At 69.8% G+C, this 15929-nt stretch carries 14 protein-coding genes and 1 pseudogene; 8 read left to right on the forward strand and 7 right to left on the reverse strand.

The features are described 5' to 3' along the window. The first annotated feature begins 10 nt into the window (after positions 1 to 10). Together NM203_RS09040 and NM203_RS09045 are read left to right on the forward strand one after the other, a co-directional pair. A complete protein-coding gene (locus NM203_RS09040; protein WP_255059732.1) occupies positions 11 to 1642 on the forward strand; it encodes an MmpA family trehalose lipid delivery protein in 1632 nt (543 codons plus the stop codon). After that, positions 1639 to 2400, forward strand: coding sequence for a hypothetical protein (locus NM203_RS09045; RefSeq protein WP_255059512.1), 762 nt, complete (start codon positions 1639 to 1641; stop codon positions 2398 to 2400). Before NM203_RS09040 ends, NM203_RS09045 begins: the two co-directional genes overlap by 4 nt. On the opposite strand, the gene NM203_RS09050 is transcribed toward NM203_RS09045, so the two are convergent. After that, on the reverse strand, positions 2397 to 3554 hold the full coding sequence (locus tag NM203_RS09050; protein ID WP_255059513.1) for a glycosyltransferase family 4 protein: 1158 nt from the start codon (positions 3552 to 3554) through the stop codon (positions 2397 to 2399). The genes NM203_RS09045 and NM203_RS09050 overlap by 4 nt on opposite strands. 47 nt (positions 3555 to 3601) lie before the next feature. On the opposite strand from NM203_RS09050, the gene NM203_RS09055 reads away from it, so the two are divergent. After that, complete coding sequence (locus tag NM203_RS09055) at positions 3602 to 4366, forward strand: class I SAM-dependent methyltransferase (RefSeq protein ID WP_255059514.1); 765 nt, start codon at positions 3602 to 3604, stop codon at positions 4364 to 4366. 55 nt (positions 4367 to 4421) lie between these two features. Further along, positions 4422 to 5894, forward strand: coding sequence for an aldehyde dehydrogenase (locus NM203_RS09060; protein WP_255059515.1), 1473 nt, complete (start codon positions 4422 to 4424; stop codon positions 5892 to 5894). A gap of 36 nt (positions 5895 to 5930) precedes the next feature. Here NM203_RS09060 and NM203_RS09065 read toward each other — a convergent pair whose 3' ends face one another. From NM203_RS09065 to NM203_RS09080, 4 genes are all read right to left on the reverse strand, one after another. Then, on the reverse strand, positions 5931 to 6659 hold the full coding sequence (locus NM203_RS09065) for a DUF6199 family natural product biosynthesis protein (protein ID WP_255059516.1): 729 nt from the start codon (positions 6657 to 6659) through the stop codon (positions 5931 to 5933). Positions 6660 to 6707: 48 nt separating this feature from the next. After that, a complete protein-coding gene (locus tag NM203_RS09070; RefSeq protein WP_255059517.1) occupies positions 6708 to 8489 on the reverse strand; it encodes an acyl-CoA dehydrogenase in 1782 nt (593 codons plus the stop codon). 3 nt (positions 8490 to 8492) lie between these two features. Next, the gene (locus NM203_RS09075; RefSeq protein ID WP_255059733.1) at positions 8493 to 10328 is read right to left on the reverse strand and encodes an acyl-CoA dehydrogenase; all 1836 of its coding nucleotides are present in this window, start codon (positions 10326 to 10328) and stop codon (positions 8493 to 8495) included. Between the two features lie 63 nt (positions 10329 to 10391). Further along, positions 10392 to 11201, reverse strand: coding sequence for a crotonase/enoyl-CoA hydratase family protein (locus NM203_RS09080; RefSeq protein ID WP_255059519.1), 810 nt, complete (start codon positions 11199 to 11201; stop codon positions 10392 to 10394). Between the two features lie 288 nt (positions 11202 to 11489). On the opposite strand from NM203_RS09080, the gene NM203_RS09085 reads away from it, so the two are divergent. Genes NM203_RS09085 through NM203_RS09095 form a run of 3 tightly spaced genes read left to right on the forward strand, consistent with a single transcriptional unit; the run spans position 11490 to position 12956 of the window. Next, positions 11490 to 12113, forward strand: coding sequence for a TetR/AcrR family transcriptional regulator (locus NM203_RS09085; protein WP_255059520.1), 624 nt, complete (start codon positions 11490 to 11492; stop codon positions 12111 to 12113). 10 nt (positions 12114 to 12123) lie between these two features. Then, complete coding sequence (locus NM203_RS09090; protein WP_255059521.1) at positions 12124 to 12537, forward strand: hypothetical protein; 414 nt, start codon at positions 12124 to 12126, stop codon at positions 12535 to 12537. Next, the gene (locus NM203_RS09095; protein WP_255059522.1) at positions 12537 to 12956 is read left to right on the forward strand and encodes a hypothetical protein; all 420 of its coding nucleotides are present in this window, start codon (positions 12537 to 12539) and stop codon (positions 12954 to 12956) included. The genes NM203_RS09090 and NM203_RS09095 overlap by 1 nt, the downstream gene beginning before the upstream one ends. Here the strand turns inward: NM203_RS09095 and NM203_RS09100 are convergent. Together NM203_RS09100 and NM203_RS09105 are read right to left on the reverse strand one after the other, a co-directional pair. Then, positions 12953 to 13477, reverse strand: a complete 525-nt coding sequence (locus tag NM203_RS09100; RefSeq protein ID WP_255059523.1) for a dihydrofolate reductase family protein — start codon at positions 13475 to 13477, stop codon at positions 12953 to 12955. The two genes, NM203_RS09095 and NM203_RS09100, sit on opposite strands and share 4 nt — an antisense overlap. Next, a complete protein-coding gene (locus NM203_RS09105) occupies positions 13474 to 14427 on the reverse strand; it encodes a helix-turn-helix domain-containing protein (protein ID WP_255059524.1) in 954 nt (317 codons plus the stop codon). Before NM203_RS09105 ends, NM203_RS09100 begins: the two co-directional genes overlap by 4 nt. Positions 14428 to 14472: 45 nt before the next feature. Between NM203_RS09105 and NM203_RS09110 the strand changes: the two are divergent. Continuing rightward, positions 14473 to 15594: pseudogene (locus NM203_RS09110) on the forward strand (acyl-CoA dehydrogenase family protein); the annotation flags it as partial. Between the last annotated feature and the right edge of the window lie 335 nt (positions 15595 to 15929).

The following is a 15929-nucleotide window of genomic DNA, read 5'->3' on the forward strand; positions in this document are numbered from 1 at the left end:
CCGCGTGGCGGTGCCTGCGTACGCGCTGGCACTGGCGCTTCTGGTGACGGCCCCCCTGCTGGGACCGGGCTATCTTCTGCTGCGCGACGCGGTGTCGACGCCGCGCTCCCACCTCTCCGACGCCGCACTGGGATTGTCCGAGGCGGCGCCGCGTGCCCTGCCGCAGGACTTCGCGATCGCCGTGGCGTCGTGGGCGGTGGACGGCGGCGTCGTGGTCAAGGCGCTGCTGGTGGCGGGGTTGTGGCTCGCCGGCTGGGGCGCCGCACGGCTGGTGTCGACCGCGCTGCCCGCCGCGGGGGTGCCCGGCGAGTTCGTCGCCGCGACGGTCGCGGTGTGGAACCCGTACGTCGCGGAGCGGCTGCTGCAGGGCCACTGGAGTCTGCTGGTCGGCTACGGCTGCCTGCCGTGGGTGGGCGTCGCGGTGACGCGGCTGCGTACCGGGCTGGGCGGGTGGTGGCCACTGGTCGCCTGGATCGCGGTGGCGGGGCTCACCCCGACGGGCCTGATGCTCGCGGCGGTGGTCGCCCTGGTCGCCGTCGCGGTGCCGGGCACGGGCCGGTCGCGCCGAGCGTGCGCGGCGGTGAGCCTGGCGGTGGCGGTGCTGTCGTCGGCTCCGTGGCTGGTGGCCTCGGCGGCGGCGGGGTCGCTGTCGTCGACGCAGGCGACCGGGGTCACGGCGTTCGCCGCCAGGGCCGAGCCCGGCCTGGGGACCCTCGGCAGCCTGGCCGGGTTGGCTGGCATCTGGAACGGCCAGGCCGTACCGGATTCGCGGACAACGCTTTTCGCCGTGGTCGGCACCGCCGTGCTGCTCGCGGTGGTGGCTCTCGGCCTGCCGACGGCGCTGCGCACACCGGCGACGGTGCCGTTCCTGGTGCTCGCCGCCGTGGCGGTCGTGCTTCCCGCAGTCGCCGCGACGGGGCCCGGACTCGCGGCCCTGGAGGCGCTGATCCGCACGGTGCCCGGCCTCGGGGTCCTGCGCGACGGCCAGAAGTGGGTCGCACTCGCTGCGCCCGGCTACGCGCTGGCCGGTGGCGCCGCGGTACTCACGCTGCGACGCCGAGTACCCCCGGTCGCCGCGGCGGCGGTCTGCTGCGCCGCGCTACTCGCCGTGCTGCCGGACCTGGCGTGGGGCGTCGGCGGCAAGGTCGTGGCGGTGCGCTATCCGCCGGGGTGGGCGGCCGTGGCCGCTGAGATCAACGCCGATCCGCGGCCGGTGGCCGTGCTGCCGCCCGATGTGATGCGCGAATTCGCCTGGGCGGGAACCGCTCCCGTGCTCGATCCGCTGCCGCGCTGGGTGTCCGCCGACGTGCTGACGACGGGCGACCTCGTCATCGGCGGGCAGACCGTACCCGGCGAGGGGACTCGAGCACGCGCGGTGCAACGTCTGCTGGCCGACGGCGCCGACTCCGACGAGTTGTTGCGCAACGGCGTCGGCTGGGTGGTGGTCGAGGGGGCCGCTGCGCCGCTGGATCTGCCCGTGGTGCACCGCGACGCCGACATCGCGCTGTACCGAGTCGGCGGGACCGGTGCTCCCGCCCCACACCGGGCACTCATGATCGCGACCCACCTGGTCTGGCTCGCGACGCTCGTCATCGGAATCGCCGGGTCGGCGTGGGCCCGTCGCCGTAGCATCCGGTCGTGAGCTGGCTGAGCGGATGGTGGCAGGACGAGGTCGTCGGCGGATACAAGGGCCCGCTGCTGTTGAGCTTCACCGCGTTCGTGGTGACGTTCCTGACCACCCGCACCATCACCCGGTTGATCCGGGCGGGCAGGGGTCCGTTCCACAACATCAGCAGCGGCGGCGTGCACATGCACCACTCGACTCCGGGCGTCGTGCTGCTGATCACCGGCGGCTTCACGGCGGTCGGCGCACCGCCGATGTCGGCGTGGACCTATCTGGCCGGCCTGCTGATCGGCGTCGGCGCGTCGCTCGTGCTGGACGAGTTCGCGATGATCTTCCGGCTGCAGGACGTCTATTGGTCGCAGGAGGGCCAACTTTCGGTGAACATGGTGACGCTGGCAGCTGCCTGCGTCGGCCTGGCCGTCGCGGGCGTGTCACCCGTCGACGATCTGCCGCGCGACGTCACGGCGGTGCGCACCGCGGTGGTGGCGGTGCTGCTCGTCAACTTCGTCCTGGTGGCGATCACCGCGCTGAAAGGCAAGTACCCCACCGCGCTCCTCGGTCTGTTCATCGGGCCGGTCGCCTGGGTGGGTGCCGTCCGGCTGGCGCGCCCGACGTCGCCGTGGGCCCGCTGGCGCTACAGCCCGAAGAGGAAGGCTCGCGCTGAGCGGCGCGCCGCGGCGTTCGACGACCGGTGGGCTCCGATCCGGCGGCACTGGGACGACTTCATCGGCGGCACACCGACGTCGACGGATCCACCGCAGCAACAGGCCGGTTAGACCACGCCGCTGACGCGGTCGCCGCGGGCGACCGACTCCAGCACATCGCGCATCGCGTCGGCGCTCATGCGCCAGGAGAATTCGAGGCTGCGCACCTGCGCCTTGGCGCCCAGTTGCTCGCGCAGCACCCGGTCGGTCAGCAGCTCGCGGGTTGCGTCGACCAGCCCGGCGTGATCGTCGACAAGCACGCCGGTGACCCCGTCGACGATCGAGTCCGTCAACCCGCCCGACGTGCGATAGCCGATAGTCGGCACCGCGTGCTGAGCCGCCTCGGTAACGGCCAGCCCCCAGCCCTCCTTCTGCGACGGCAGGAGATGCACCCAGCAGCGTTGCAGCACTTCGTGTTTCGCGTAGTCGTCGATGTGACCGTGGAAGGTGACCGCGTCGGCGATGCCCAGCAGTTCGGCGCGCTCGACGAGCGGCTGCGCCCACCAGCCTCCGCCGATGACGTCGAGGTGCACGTCGCGCAGCGTCGTTCGCAGTTCGGCGACCAGATCCAACGCGTGCTCGATCTGCTTGTGCGGCACCAGCCTCGAGAGCACGGCGATGCGCGGCGTGTCCGAGCGGGCGGTCGTGAGCGTTGCGGCGGGGGCCTCGTCGAGACCGTTGCGCACGACTGCGACGTGTCGGGGATTCACCCCGAGGTCGGCCAGATCGCGTGCCGACGGCAGCGACACCGTCACGTACTGATTGCGGCGATGCGCGCGCGGCGACACCCTCGACTCGACGAACCAGCCCACCCGGCTCATCAGCCACCCCGCAACCGGCCACTGCTCGCGGTGGCAGTGGTGCACGAGCACGACGGCCCGCCGTCCGTACGCCAACCGCGCCAGGAACGGCACGCCGTTCTGGGTGTCGATCACGACGTCGGGTCGCACCCGCCGCAGTGGTCCGAGGCCGATCCGGGCGGCGAGCATCGCGACCATCGCGAAGATGTAGACGGTGTACCGGCCGCCGCCGCGACTGACGTGGACGCCGTCGACGAGGTCTCGGCGCGCCGCACCGTCGTAGCGGGCCGTGCGCAACGTGACGTCGACACCCGATTCCGCGAGTTGGGCGCCGATCCGCTGCAGATAGGTCTCGCTGCCGCCGCCCTGAGGGTGGCCGGTGTCGCGCCAGCAGAGCAGCAGCACGGAGTTCACGGGGGCGGACATCGCTGTCGAGCGTAGTTCAGGTCAACCCGCGGGCTTACCCTCTCCGGGTGGCCGTGACCGACTCGTTCGCCAACCGGGCGACCCTTGCACGGTCGGTGCGGCTGCTGAGCGAGTTCCGGTTCGAGCAGACCGACCCCGCGCGTTTCTACGGTGCCCTCGCTGAGGACACCGTCGACCTCGTCGCATCGCTGTGGTCGGGAGCGTGCGGTACGTCGCCCGACGGCCGCACCGTACTCGACGTCGGCGGCGGTCCCGGCTACTTCGCCGACGCCTTCGCCGACGCCGGCTTCGACTACCTCGGCGTCGAACCTGATCCCCGCGAGATGCATGCGGGCCCGGCGGGCGTGCGCGGGGCGGGCGCCTTCGTCCGCGCCTCCGGGATGGCGCTGCCGTTCGCCGATGACAGCGTCGACGTGTGCCTGTCGTCGAACGTCGCCGAACACGTCCGGGAGCCGTGGCGGCTCGGTGCGGAGATGTTGCGGGTGACGCGGCCCGGCGGGCTGGCGGTGCTGTCCTACACCGTGTGGCTCGGTCCGTTCGGCGGCCACGAGATGGGGCTGACGCACTACCTCGGCGGTCGGCGCGCCGCCGATCGCTACGCGCGCGCACACGGCCACCGACCGAAGAACGACTACGGCTCGTCGTTGTTCGCAGTCTCGGCGTCGGCGGGTCTGAAGTGGGCTGCGGGCACGGGCGCGTTGATCGCCGCATTCCCGCGCTACCACCCGCGATGGGCCTGGTGGATGGTCGGCGTGCCGGGTCTGCGGGAATTCACGGTGAGCAATCTGGTGCTGGTGTTACAGCCGTCCTGAAAGGCTGAACTGCAACAGGTTCTCGTTTCCGCTATTCGTGGGTAATGTGACGGCCATGACACAGAGCACCGCCTTCAAGACCGAGTGGGACAAGTTGTTCATCGGCGGCAAGTGGGTCGAGCCGTCCACCGACGAGGTCATCGAGGTGCACTCGCCTGCCACCGGAGAGCTCGTCGGCAAGGTGCCGCTGGCGGCGGCCGCCGACGTCGACGCCGCGTGCGCGGCCGCCCGCAAGGCCTTCGACGAGGGTCCGTGGCCGCATATGACGCCTACCGAGCGTGCCGAGATTCTGGGCCGCGCCGTCAAGATCCTGGAGGAGCGGGCCGAGGAACTGAAGTTCCTGCTGGCCGCCGAGACCGGTCAGCCACCGACCATCGTCGACATGATGCAGTACGGCGCGGCGATGGCGTCGTTCCAGTTCTTCGCGGGCGCCGCCGACAAGTTCACCTGGCGCGACTTCCGCGACGGCGCCTACGGGCAGACCATGGTGCTGCGCGAGCCGATCGGCGTCGTCGCCGCCGTGACCGCGTGGAACGTGCCGTTCTTCCTGGCCGCCAACAAGCTGGGGCCCGCGCTGCTCGCCGGCTGCACGATCGTGGTGAAGCCCGCCGCCGAGACGCCACTGTCGCTGTTCGCGATGGCCGACATCTTCGCCGAGGCCGGACTGCCCGAGGGCGTGCTCTCGGTGGTTCCGGGTGGCCCCGAGACGGGCCGCGCGCTGACCGCGAACCCGGAGATCGACAAGTTCACGTTCACGGGATCCAGCGCGGTCGGCAGGGAGATCGCCAAGATCGCCGCCGAGAAGCTCAAGCCCTGTTCGCTGGAGCTGGGCGGAAAGTCCGCGGCCATCATCCTCGAGGACGCCGACCTGGACGCCACGCTGCCGATGCTGGTGTTCTCGGGCCTGATGAACACCGGGCAGGCGTGCGTCGCGCAGACCCGCATCCTGGCGCCCCGGTCGCGCTACGACGAGATCGTCGAGAAGCTCGCCGCCGCGGTGTCGGGCATGCCCGTCGGCTTGCCCGACAACGCGGGCGCGATGATCGGATCGCTGATCAGTGAGAAGCAGCGCGAGCGCGTCGAGGGCTACATCAAGAAGGGCGTCGAAGAAGGCGCGCGACTGGTGACCGGCGGTGGCCGCCCCGAGGGCCTCGAAAGCGGCTGGTTCGTCGAGCCGACGTTGTTCGCCGACGTCGACAACTCGATGACGATCGCCCAGGAGGAGATCTTCGGACCCGTGCTGGCGGTGATCCCCTACGACACCGAGGACGACGCCGTGCGGATCGCCAACGACTCCCCCTACGGCCTGGCGGGCTCGGTGTTCACCACCGACAACGACAAGGCGATGAAGATCGCCTCGAAGATCCGCACCGGCACCTACGCGGTCAACATGTACGCGTTCGATCCGGGTGCGCCGTTCGGCGGCTACAAGAACTCCGGCATCGGCCGCGAGAACGGGCCCGAGGGTATCGAGCAGTACACCCAGGCCAAGAGCGTGCTGCTGCCGTTCGGGTACAAGCCGGAGTAGCTGGCTCTCCTCCGCGAGCGGGGCCGGTTTGACTGTCTACGGTGCGATCGCCGGCGGCGGATCCGCGAGCGGGCGGGGCGGCTCGGCGAGTTTCGGCAGCCGCATGTTCGGAACCGGCTTGCTGGTGATCAGTTCGGCGGTCGGCGAGATGACGCCGATGACCAGCGACCGCGCGACGAGCGGATCGTCGTTGTTCTCGACACGGCAATTCCAGCCCTGGGGGACGTCCTCCTGCAGCGTCGGCGCCCACATCAGGTCGACATTGACGACGACGTGCTCGGTATCGACGCCCTCGATCCGCGGCGCGACATCGCACGGGCGGGCGCGGTCCGGCGGCGCAGTCGCCGACGCGAGCACCGGTGCGTAGTAGTAGACCGTCGTGACACCGTCATTCGTCATGTAGCCGATCACGGGAAGTGCGCCGCGACTCTGCGGTTTCGGTGCCGTAAACGGCGCAGGCGGTCGCGGAACATTGGAGTACGACGGAGTCGTCGGCTGGCTCCGGGTGGTCGGCGGCTTGCTCCGGGTGGTTGTCGACGCCACCGATGCGTTGTCGTCCGGCTTGGTGAACGCCAGTCCCGCGAGGATGAGCGTCACGGCGATGACGCCGACGCCGCTCAGCGCGTACGCGACGCCGCTCGGCTCGTTGGCCTCCGGGTTGCGGAACTTCCACCCCTCGGTGAACTTCCACACCTCACGCGGTCTGAACAGCATCAGCAACCCGATCGGTATCCCGATGAGCAGCGTGACGATTCCCAATCCCATGATCACGACCCTAAGCGGGCTGCCAGCACGGTCCGCGCACTGATTTCGTCAGAACCCGGCCTCCGCGAGGTCCATCGCCTGCAGGTCGCTCAGCTCGACGATGCGACGTTCGGCCGAAAGCCGGGGTAGGACGTTGGCCGCGAAGAACTTCGCGGCGGCGACTTTGCCCCGGTAGTAATCCGCGTCGTCGCCCGCCGCCCCGCGCTCGAGTGCGGCCAGCGCGATTTCGGCCTGCCACAGCAGCAGCCACCCGATCAGCAGATCGCCGAGCGACAACAGGAACGGCACCGAGCTCAGCCCGACGCGGTAGATCTCGCGCGGCTCGGTCTGCGCACCCGCGAAGTACCCGGTGAGCGTGGCCACCATCGCGGTGACGTCCGCCAGCGCGGTCGCCAGAGCCGCCCGCGCCGACGCGAGTTCGGCACGCCCTCCCGCGAGGGACTCGGTGATCCGCGCCGAGACGAAGCCGAGGGCTTCTCCCCTGTCCCGCATGATCTTCCGGAAGAACAGGTCCTGGGCCTGAATCGCGGTGGTGCCCTCGTACAGCGAGTCGATCTTCGCGTCGCGCAGGTACTGCTCGATCGGGTGGTCCTGCAGATAACCGTCCGCGCCGTAGAGTTGCAGCGCATCGGCGAGCAACTGGTACGACCGCTCCGAGCCGACACCCTTGACGAGCGGCAACAGCAGATCGTTTACCCGCCGCGCCATCCCCTCGTCGGCGCCGGACACCACCGCGGCAGCCACCGGATCCTGATGCACGGCGGTGTACAGGTAGAGGGCGCGCATCCCCTCGGCGTAAGACTTCTGCGTTAGCAGCGAGCGCCGCACCTCGGGATCGGCCAGACCCGTCGGCTGCGCGCGAAGGTGCGCCACCGCGTTGAGGTAGCCCGACGACAGCGATGCGATCGCCTTGGAGCCCACGGCCATTCGGGCGAACTCCATGATCTTGAACATCTGCGCGATCCCGTTGTGCACGTCGCCCACCAGGTAGCCGACGGCAGGGGTGCCGTGCTGGCCGAACGTCAACTCGCACGTCGCCGAGGCGGTGAGGCCCATCTTGTGCTCGAGGCCGGTGACGAAGACGCCGTTGCGCGCGCCGGGTTCCGCAGTCTCGGGATCCGGCAGGTACTTCGGCACCAGGAACAGGCTGAGGCCCTTTGTGCCCGACGCGGCACCGACGGGTCTGGCCAGCGTCAGGTGCGCGATGTTCTCGAACAGGTCGTCGCAGTCGCCCGAGGTGATGAAGCGCTTGACCCCGTCGAGGTGCCACGTGCCGTCGGGTTGTTCCACCGCCTTCGTCCGGCCCGCGCCGACATCGGAGCCCGCATCGGGCTCGGTGAGCACCATCGTGGCGCCCCAGTGCCGTTCGACGGCGAGCGCGGCCCAATGCCGTTGCTGCGCATTGCCTTCGCTGTACAGCACGTCCATCATGGGTGGGCCGTCGAGGTAGAAGAACGCGGCGGGTTGACCTCCGACGAGGAACTCGTTGATCGACCACTTCACCGCAGCGGGTGCGGGTCGGCCGCCCAGCGCCTCCGGCATTCCGATGCGCAGCCAGCCGGCCCGCTGCCAGGCGAGCACGCTCTCCTTGAACGACGCGGGCAGAGTCACCGCGTGCGTGTCGGGATCGAACGTGGGCGGATGCCGATCGCCATCCGAATAGGCCCGCGCCAGAACGCCTTCCGCGTCGGCTGCACTCTCGGCAAGCAGGGTTCGGACGCCTTCGCCGGTCAGATCGCCGAACGCCCCGGTGGCGAGCACCTTGTCGAGGTCCAACATCTCGAAGAGCGTGAACTCGAGGTCGCGCAGATTGCTTCGGTAATGGCTCACTGGTTAGAACGACTCCTCGGCGAGTTCCATGGCGTTGAGCGTGACCGATTCGACGACCTTGCGGTCGGATGCCAACCGCGGCAGCACCGATTCGGCGAAGAAGACCGCGCCCGCGATCTTGCCCCGGTAGAAGGCGCGATCACGATCCGAGGTGTCGGTGTCCAGTGCGGCCAGGGCGATCTCGGCCTGGTTCAGCAGCAGCCACCCGATGAGCACGTCACCGACGGCCATCAGGAAGCGCACCGACTCGAGTCCGAGACGGTAGAGCTCGCGCGGATTCTGCTGGGAGCCCATCAGATAGCCGGTCATCGCCGCCACCATGCCCTGCAGATCGGCCAGCGCACCGCCGAGTAGCGCCCGACTCGATGCCAGCTCCGGTCGTGCCGACTCGCTGTCCAGGAACTCCTGAATCCGCCCGGCGACGTGGCCCAGCGCGACACCCTGATCACGGGCGATCTTGCGGAAGAAGAAGTCCTGGGCCTGAATCGCGGTGGTGCCCTCGTACAGCGAGTCGATCTTCGCGTCCCGGATGTACTGCTCGATCGGATAGTCCTGCAGGAAGCCCGACCCGCCGAACGTCTGAAGCGACTCGGTGAGGCACTGGTAGGCCCGCTCGGACCCGACGCCCTTGACGATCGGCAGCAGCAGGTCGTTGACGCGTTCGGCCATCTGCTCGTCGGCCCCCGACACCACGGCCGCCGCGCCGGTGTCCTGATGCGCGGCGGTGTAGAGGTACAGCGCACGCAACCCCTCGGCGTACGACTTCTGCAACAGCAGCGCACGTCGGACGTCGGGGTGGTGCAGGATCGTCACCCGCGGTGCGGACTTGTCGGTCATCTGCGTCAGATCGGCACCCTGTACGCGGGTCTTGGCGTACTCCAGCGCGTTCAGATAGCCGGTCGACAGTGTCGCGATCGCCTTCGTGCCCACCATCATTCGCGCGTACTCGATGATCTTGAACATCTGCGCGATGCCGTTGTGAGTGTCGCCGACCAGGTATCCGACGGCGGGGGTGCCGTGCTGTCCGAAGGTCAGCTCACACGTCGCCGAGACCTTGAGCCCCATCTTGTGCTCCACACCGGTGACGAAGACCCCGTTGCGTTCGCCCGGTTCGCCGGTTTCGGGGTCGAGGAGGAACTTCGGCACCAGGAACAGGCTGAGCCCCTTGGTGCCGGGGCCCGCGCCCTCCGGCCGGGCCAGCACCATGTGGACGATGTTGGTGAAGAGGTCGTCGGAATCCCCGCTGGTGATGAACCGCTTGACGCCGTCCAGATGCCAGGTGCCGTCGGGCTGGGGCACCGCTTTGGTGCGGCCGGCACCGACGTCGGAGCCCGCGTCGGGTTCGGTGAGCACCATCGTCGCGCCCCAGTTGCGCTCGATCGCCATTGCGGCCCAGCGCTTCTGCTGCTCGTTACCGATGCCGTAAAGGATGTTGCCCAGCGACGGCGCCGCCAGGTACATGAACACGGCCGGATTCGCACCGAGCACGAACTCGTTGATCGCCCACGCCACCGTGGACGGCGTGGGCACCCCGCCGACCTCCTCCGACATGCCGATTCGGAACCACTCGCCCTGCTGCCACGCGCGGAACGACTTCTTGAAGGGCTCGGGGATCGACACCGCGTGGGTATCCGGGTCGAACGTCGGCGGATGACGGTCGGCCTCGGCGAAGGACTCCGCGAGCGGCCCCTCGGCCAGCCGGGCCGCCTCCGCGAGCATCTCGCGGACCGAGTCGACGTCGAGGTCGCCGTACTCGCCGCGCGCCAGGACCTTCTCCAGATCGAGCACCTCGAAGAGGTTGAACTCGAGATCACGCACGTTGCTCTTGTAGTGGCCCATCGAGCTCTCCCGTCGCGCCTTCACCTGCGAACCCGCGGCACCGAGCCTAGCCCTGCAGACGGGTCAGCAACCGGCGAACCGGGGTGGTCGGCGTTCGATGAACGACTGAACTCCCTCGGCGGCGTCGGCGGTTCCGAACAACCGGGTGACCTCGGGCCGCAGGGCGTCGACCGCCGCGGCGTCACCGGCGCTCGCCGCCAGGTGGGCCGACGCCAGCGTGGCGCGCACCCCCAGCGGCGCCGCCCGATCCGCGATGCGGTGCGCGACCTCGCGCGCCCACGCCAGCGCGCCCGCCGCATCCGCGGTCACCTCCTGCACCAGGCCGATCCGCAACGCCTCCTCGGCGTCGAACTCGTCGCCGGTCAGCAGCCACCGCATCGCATCGCCCCAGCCGGCTTGCCGCGGGAACCGCACCGTGGCGCCGCCGAAGGGATAGATCCCGCGCAGCACTTCCAACTGAGCGAATCGGGTGTCGGCCGCTGCGACTCGGATGTCGGCGGCCAGCAGCAACTCGATGCCCAGGGTCAGGCACCGACCCTGGACCGCGGCGACGACGGGTTTGGTCCACGCGCCGTCCAGGCGCCAGGGGTCACGGCCGCCGTCGGGCATCGGGTCGCGGCCGTCGGCGAGGTAGGGCCCGACGTCGACGAGGTCGAGACCGGCGGTGAAGTGCTCGCCGTGCGCGAAGAGCACGCCGGTCCGGAGCGTGTCGTCGGTTTCCAGGAGTGCGTACGCCCTCGACAGGTCCTGAAGCATCGCGACGGTGAAGGCGTTGCGCTTGGCCGGCCGGTTGAGGCCGATGACGAGCACGTGTCCGTCCCGCTCGAGCGTCACGGTGTCGAGGGCCGGGAGGTCCTCGTGCGGGGTGGTCATGTCAGCAGTGAACTCCTGCCCGCGCGATTATGCAAGAGACCATAATCGAGCGATGCCGACGCCCCGTGGATGTGATGGGGAATACATCTATTGCACACGTGTGTTGTGGATTCTATGCTCGAAGGCATAGACGAAAGGCGCCGCCATGTGGCTCGTTGAGATCAACATCCCGGGCCGCAGATTCACGCGCGAGGTGCACTTCCGGCGGGGCGCCTTCCCCGCTACGCGGCGCTCCGTCCAGACTCGGCTGACGCAGTTGATTCGCGCGTTGCCGCGGGCTGCCGCCTGATGGCGGCGGCGACCGCATCCGCGAAGGGCTCCACCAGGCGCAGGATGCTGGTGACCGCCGCCGAGGTGCTGCGCGAACGCGGTGCCGCCGGGGTCACCATCGACGAGGTGCTCGCCCGCAGCGGCGCACCGCGCGGCTCGGTGTACTACCACTTCCCCGACGGCAGAGCCCAATTGATCACCGAGGCGCTGCAATTCGCGGGCGACTCGATCACCTCGCTCATCGACGCTGCGGTCCACCGCGGCGGCGCCGCGCTGGTGAGCGAGTTCGTCGCCTTCTGGGAGCGCACGCTCGCCGACAGCGATTTCGCGGCGGGCTGCCCGGTCGTCGCGGCCGCCATCGGGTCGTCGCCCGATGACGATCCCGCGCTGCGAACAACGGCCGGCGAGATCTTCGGGCACTGGCGCGCTGCGCTCGGCCGAGCGTTCGTCGCCGACGGATTCGACGAGTCGGAGGCGCGGTCGCTGGCCGTCACCTGCATCGCCTCACTGGAGGGCGCCGTGGTGCTGTGCCGGGCGGGCGGCAGTGTCGCACCCCTGCACGATGTCGCCGATCAGATCGAGTTCCTGGTCAAATCGAGGGAGTTCATCAAGCGCTACGGGATGCCGCACAAGCCGTCGTAAGCTCGCTGACGTGTTCGCTCGCAGCCTGGTCGTCGGTGCACTGTGCGCCGTGAGCGTCGTCGGTGCGCCAACGGCCGCCGCCGAGCCTTCCGTTCCCGACGGTCCCTATTCGATCCGGTACGCCGACGGCGAGACCGGCAACTGGGTCTTCGTCCCCTGTGGACCCGACTGCACGGCCGCGAGTGCGCCGGGCGACCCGTTCGTCACGGACTGGCGTTTCCAGCTGGCCGACGGTCGCTGGAACTACAGCGGGCCGAACGTGCTGAACTGTCCCGCCGGTGACACCGCCCCGATCGCCGTGGTCTACGGGTTCGACGCGGCGACCCTCACCGGCCAGGCGCAGGCCACGCTGGCGACTGACAACTGCGGTGCGCCCCTTGGCAAGACGATGGTGCGACCCTTCCAGCTGACCAGGACCGCCTGATGGCGTTCCGGGCCGTACTGCTCGCCGGGGCGCTCGCCGTCGTCGGAGGTCTGACGCCCGCGGTCGCGTCGGCGGAGCCGGAGGTGCCGTCGGGGACCTACGACATCCGCTACGCCGACGGACAGTCCATCGCCTGGCAGTTCACACCCTGCGGCGTCGACTGCACCCTGGCGAGTTCGCCCGGTTCGAGCTTCGTGTCCGATTGGCGTTTCCAGCTCGTCGACGGCACGTGGAGTTACAGCGGCCCGCACCGGATTCCGTGTCCGGTCGGTGGCGGCGACGTACCGGTGGTCATGACCTACACCTTCAACGCCGAATCACTTGCCGGGGACGCCGTCGCGACCACCACCGGGGACGGCTGCGGCCGATCGGCGGAGCAGGCACTGAACCGGCCGTTCCAGCTCGTCAAGACGGCTTAAGCGGCTCTGGCCCACCGCGCACAGACGAAGTCGGCGTTGCGCGCGACCTCGTGCAGCGCCCATTCGGATCGGACCGGCAGCACCGGTGCGCCTCTGCCGAGCGTGCACGGCGCGTACGTCACCACCATCTCGTCGATCAGGCCGGCCGCCGCGAACTGCGCCGCGACGACGCCCCCGCCGACCAGCCACACGTCCCTGTCACCGGCGGACTCGACCACCGAGGGGTAGATCTCGGCGACGTCACCGGAGACGGTCCGCACCGGGTGACCGTCGACGACGATGCCCGGACGCGACGTCAGCACCCAACTCGGCTGCTCGTACATCCAGTCACCCGGTTCGTTCTTGACGATCCACTCGTAGGTCGCCGAGCCCATGACAAGCGCCCCAACGGATTTCGCGAACGCCTCGTATCCGAACGCACCGTCGGCGTCGACGTCGCGCGACATCAGCCAGTCCAGGCTGTCGGCTTCGTCGACCACGTATCCGTCCAGGCTCGACGCGGTGTAGTAGATGCAGCTCACGAGCTATCGCCTCTCATCCATTCCAGTGGGTCGCCACGGCCGACGACGAGGCCGTGGCGGGTGAACATCGCGCGCGCCAGACCCCTGCGGTGCGCCGAGTAGGTGAGAACGTGGGCGATGATGCCGTACAGCTGGAACGACTCGGGCGGATCGCACAGCGCGTCGATGACGGTGTCGCCCAGCCGGCCCTGCGCCGCGCAGTCGGCGATCATCGTCGTCCATCGAGCGGACACCGCACGGTGCTCCTCGGCCAGCTCCGCCGCCGTGCCCACCGACCCGCGCTCCGGCTGGTCGGCACCGACGATGCTGGCCAGCCACACCCGTTTCGTCCAGACGATCGCGCCGAGCACCGCCGCGATGCTGGGCTCCTCGCCGTCCCAGTCGAGGACGACCTGGCCGGGCGAAAGCGGTTCGGCCCACTGCTCTTCGGTGAGCTCCGCCGCCCGGCCGATCAGGTACTCGGTGTCGGCGACGTCGTGCGCCACCATGAGCTGCGAGACGTCGGGCGGCTCAGCGCCCCCGGTGTCCTGCAGCCACAGGGACTCGGGCGGATGAAAGTGCAACCCGTTGGGGGCGGCCAGCCAGAAGTCGACGTCGGCGGCCTGCGACGGGGGCACCCCGTACGACCGCCGGAACGCACGCGAGAACACCTCCGGCGACGACCAGCCCTCGTCAGCCGCGACCGTCGCGACCCCCTCGCCGCGCTGCAGCCGCCACGCGGCCCGTTCGAGCATCACCCGCCTGCGCAGTGCGGCGGGCGGCTCGCCGGTGAGCCTGCTGACCTGTCGGGAGAAGTGGAACTCCGAGGCGAAGCTGCTGCGCGCCATGTCCGCGACGTCGGCGTTACCGGAGTCGACCACTGCATCGAGCAGTTCCCTCAGGCGGTCGCGCCTCGCCGGTCCATCGCTCACAGTCACCGAGTATCGCAACGGTGAGCTCAGCGCGGACATGACTTTTCCTGCTCTCCAGCGCGCCGCACTAGACTCGACTTTCCAGTGACCGAATACGACTCCCTCCGCGCCGACGACGCCGATCTGGCCGAACTGCGTTCGGCGGTGCGGCGCTTCCTCGCCGACGACCGCGAACGCCACGGCTGGCAGCCCGCCGTCGACTGCTGGCTCTCCCGATGGGACACCGAGTTCAGCACCCGGCTGGCCGACGCCGGCTACGTGGGGCTGACCATCCCCGCCGAGTACGGCGGGCGGGGACTGGGCTACCTGCACCGCTACGTCGTCACCGAGGAACTGCTGGCGCACGGCGCACCGGTCGGCGCGCACTGGATCGCCGACCGGCAGGTGGCACCGGCGCTGCTCGCCTACGGCACCGAGGAACAGCGCAGCCGACTGCTCCCCCTCATCGCGCAGGGCAGGCTGTACTCCGCGATCGGGATGAGCGAGCACGGCGCGGGCTCCGACCTCGCCGCCGTGCAGACCCGCGCCACGCGAACCGACTCCGGCTGGCTGCTCAACGGCACCAAGGTGTGGACCAGCGGGGCCCACCTCGCACACCAGGTCGTCGTCCTCGCGCGCACCAGCCCGCTCGACCCCCAGCACCGGCACGCGGGGTTCAGCCAGTTCATCGTCCCGACCGACCGCGCGGGCGTGACCATCAGCCCGATCGTGCTGATGAACGGCGAGCACCACTTCAACGAGGTGCAGTTCGACGACGTCGTGCTCACCGAGGCCGACGAGCTCGGCGAGATCGGCGACGGGTGGCATCAGGTGACCGCCGAGCTCGGTTTCGAGCGCAGCGGCCCGGAACGCATCCTGTCCACCGCCACACTGCTTTTCGCGATCATCGACGCACTCGACCCGGATGCCGACCCCACCGCCGTCGGCGACCTGATCGCACGGATGGCGTCGCTGCGACAGCTGTCGATCTCAGTGGCCCGCGCGCTCACCGCCGGGCACGACGCCGCGTCACGGGCGGCTCTGGTCAAGGATCTCGGCACCCGGTTCGAACAGGACTCGGTCGAGATCGCCGCCGAGCTGCTCGAGTACGCGAAGGACGACGGCCACCTGCGGGCGATGCTCACCGCCGCGAGGGTGCACTCGCCGCTGTTCACCCTCCGCGGCGGAACCAACGAGGTGCTGCGCGGTGTCGTCGCGAAGGACCTGGCGCGTGGTGGAACCGAGACTCCCGATGACGAACTGCGCCTCCTCGTCGACGACATCGGCAGGCGCGCAGCGGAAACCGGCCCGCGCACCCTGCCCAACGCCTTCGACGACGTGCTGTGGCGCGCGCTGGAGGACACCGGGTTGAGTCGCCTCACCTCGGCGCAGGACGCCGGACTCGCTGAGGCGGCCGTCGTGCTGGGTGGGCTGGCGCGCTGGAGTGCCGCGGTGCCCGCAGCCGAAACCGACGTGCTGGCAGCGTGGTTGGCGGCGAAGGCCGGTCTCGAGGTGCCGGCGGCCGGACCGCTCACGATCGCGATCGCCGACGACGGAGCGAC

The sequence above is a fragment of the Mycolicibacterium arenosum genome (genome assembly GCF_024320865.1).
Classification (GTDB): domain Bacteria; phylum Actinomycetota; class Actinomycetes; order Mycobacteriales; family Mycobacteriaceae; genus Mycobacterium; species Mycobacterium arenosum.

Excerpts from the sequence above, each read along its gene's own strand:
- NM203_RS09050 (WP_255059513.1), bottom strand. The coding sequence starts at position 3,554 with ATGTCCGCCCCCGTGAACTCCGTGCTGCTGCTCTGCTGGCGCGACACC.
- NM203_RS09085 (WP_255059520.1), top strand. The coding sequence starts at position 11,490 with ATGGCGGCGGCGACCGCATCCGCGAAGGGCTCCACCAGGCGCAGGATG.
- NM203_RS09080 (WP_255059519.1), bottom strand. The coding sequence starts at position 11,201 with ATGACCACCCCGCACGAGGACCTCCCGGCCCTCGACACCGTGACGCTC.
- NM203_RS09105 (WP_255059524.1), bottom strand. The coding sequence starts at position 14,427 with ATGTCCGCGCTGAGCTCACCGTTGCGATACTCGGTGACTGTGAGCGAT.
- NM203_RS09095 (WP_255059522.1), top strand. The coding sequence starts at position 12,537 with ATGGCGTTCCGGGCCGTACTGCTCGCCGGGGCGCTCGCCGTCGTCGGA.
- NM203_RS09060 (WP_255059515.1), top strand. The coding sequence starts at position 4,422 with ATGACACAGAGCACCGCCTTCAAGACCGAGTGGGACAAGTTGTTCATC.
- NM203_RS09065 (WP_255059516.1), bottom strand. The coding sequence starts at position 6,659 with ATGGGATTGGGAATCGTCACGCTGCTCATCGGGATACCGATCGGGTTG.
- NM203_RS09075 (WP_255059733.1), bottom strand. The coding sequence starts at position 10,328 with ATGGGCCACTACAAGAGCAACGTGCGTGATCTCGAGTTCAACCTCTTC.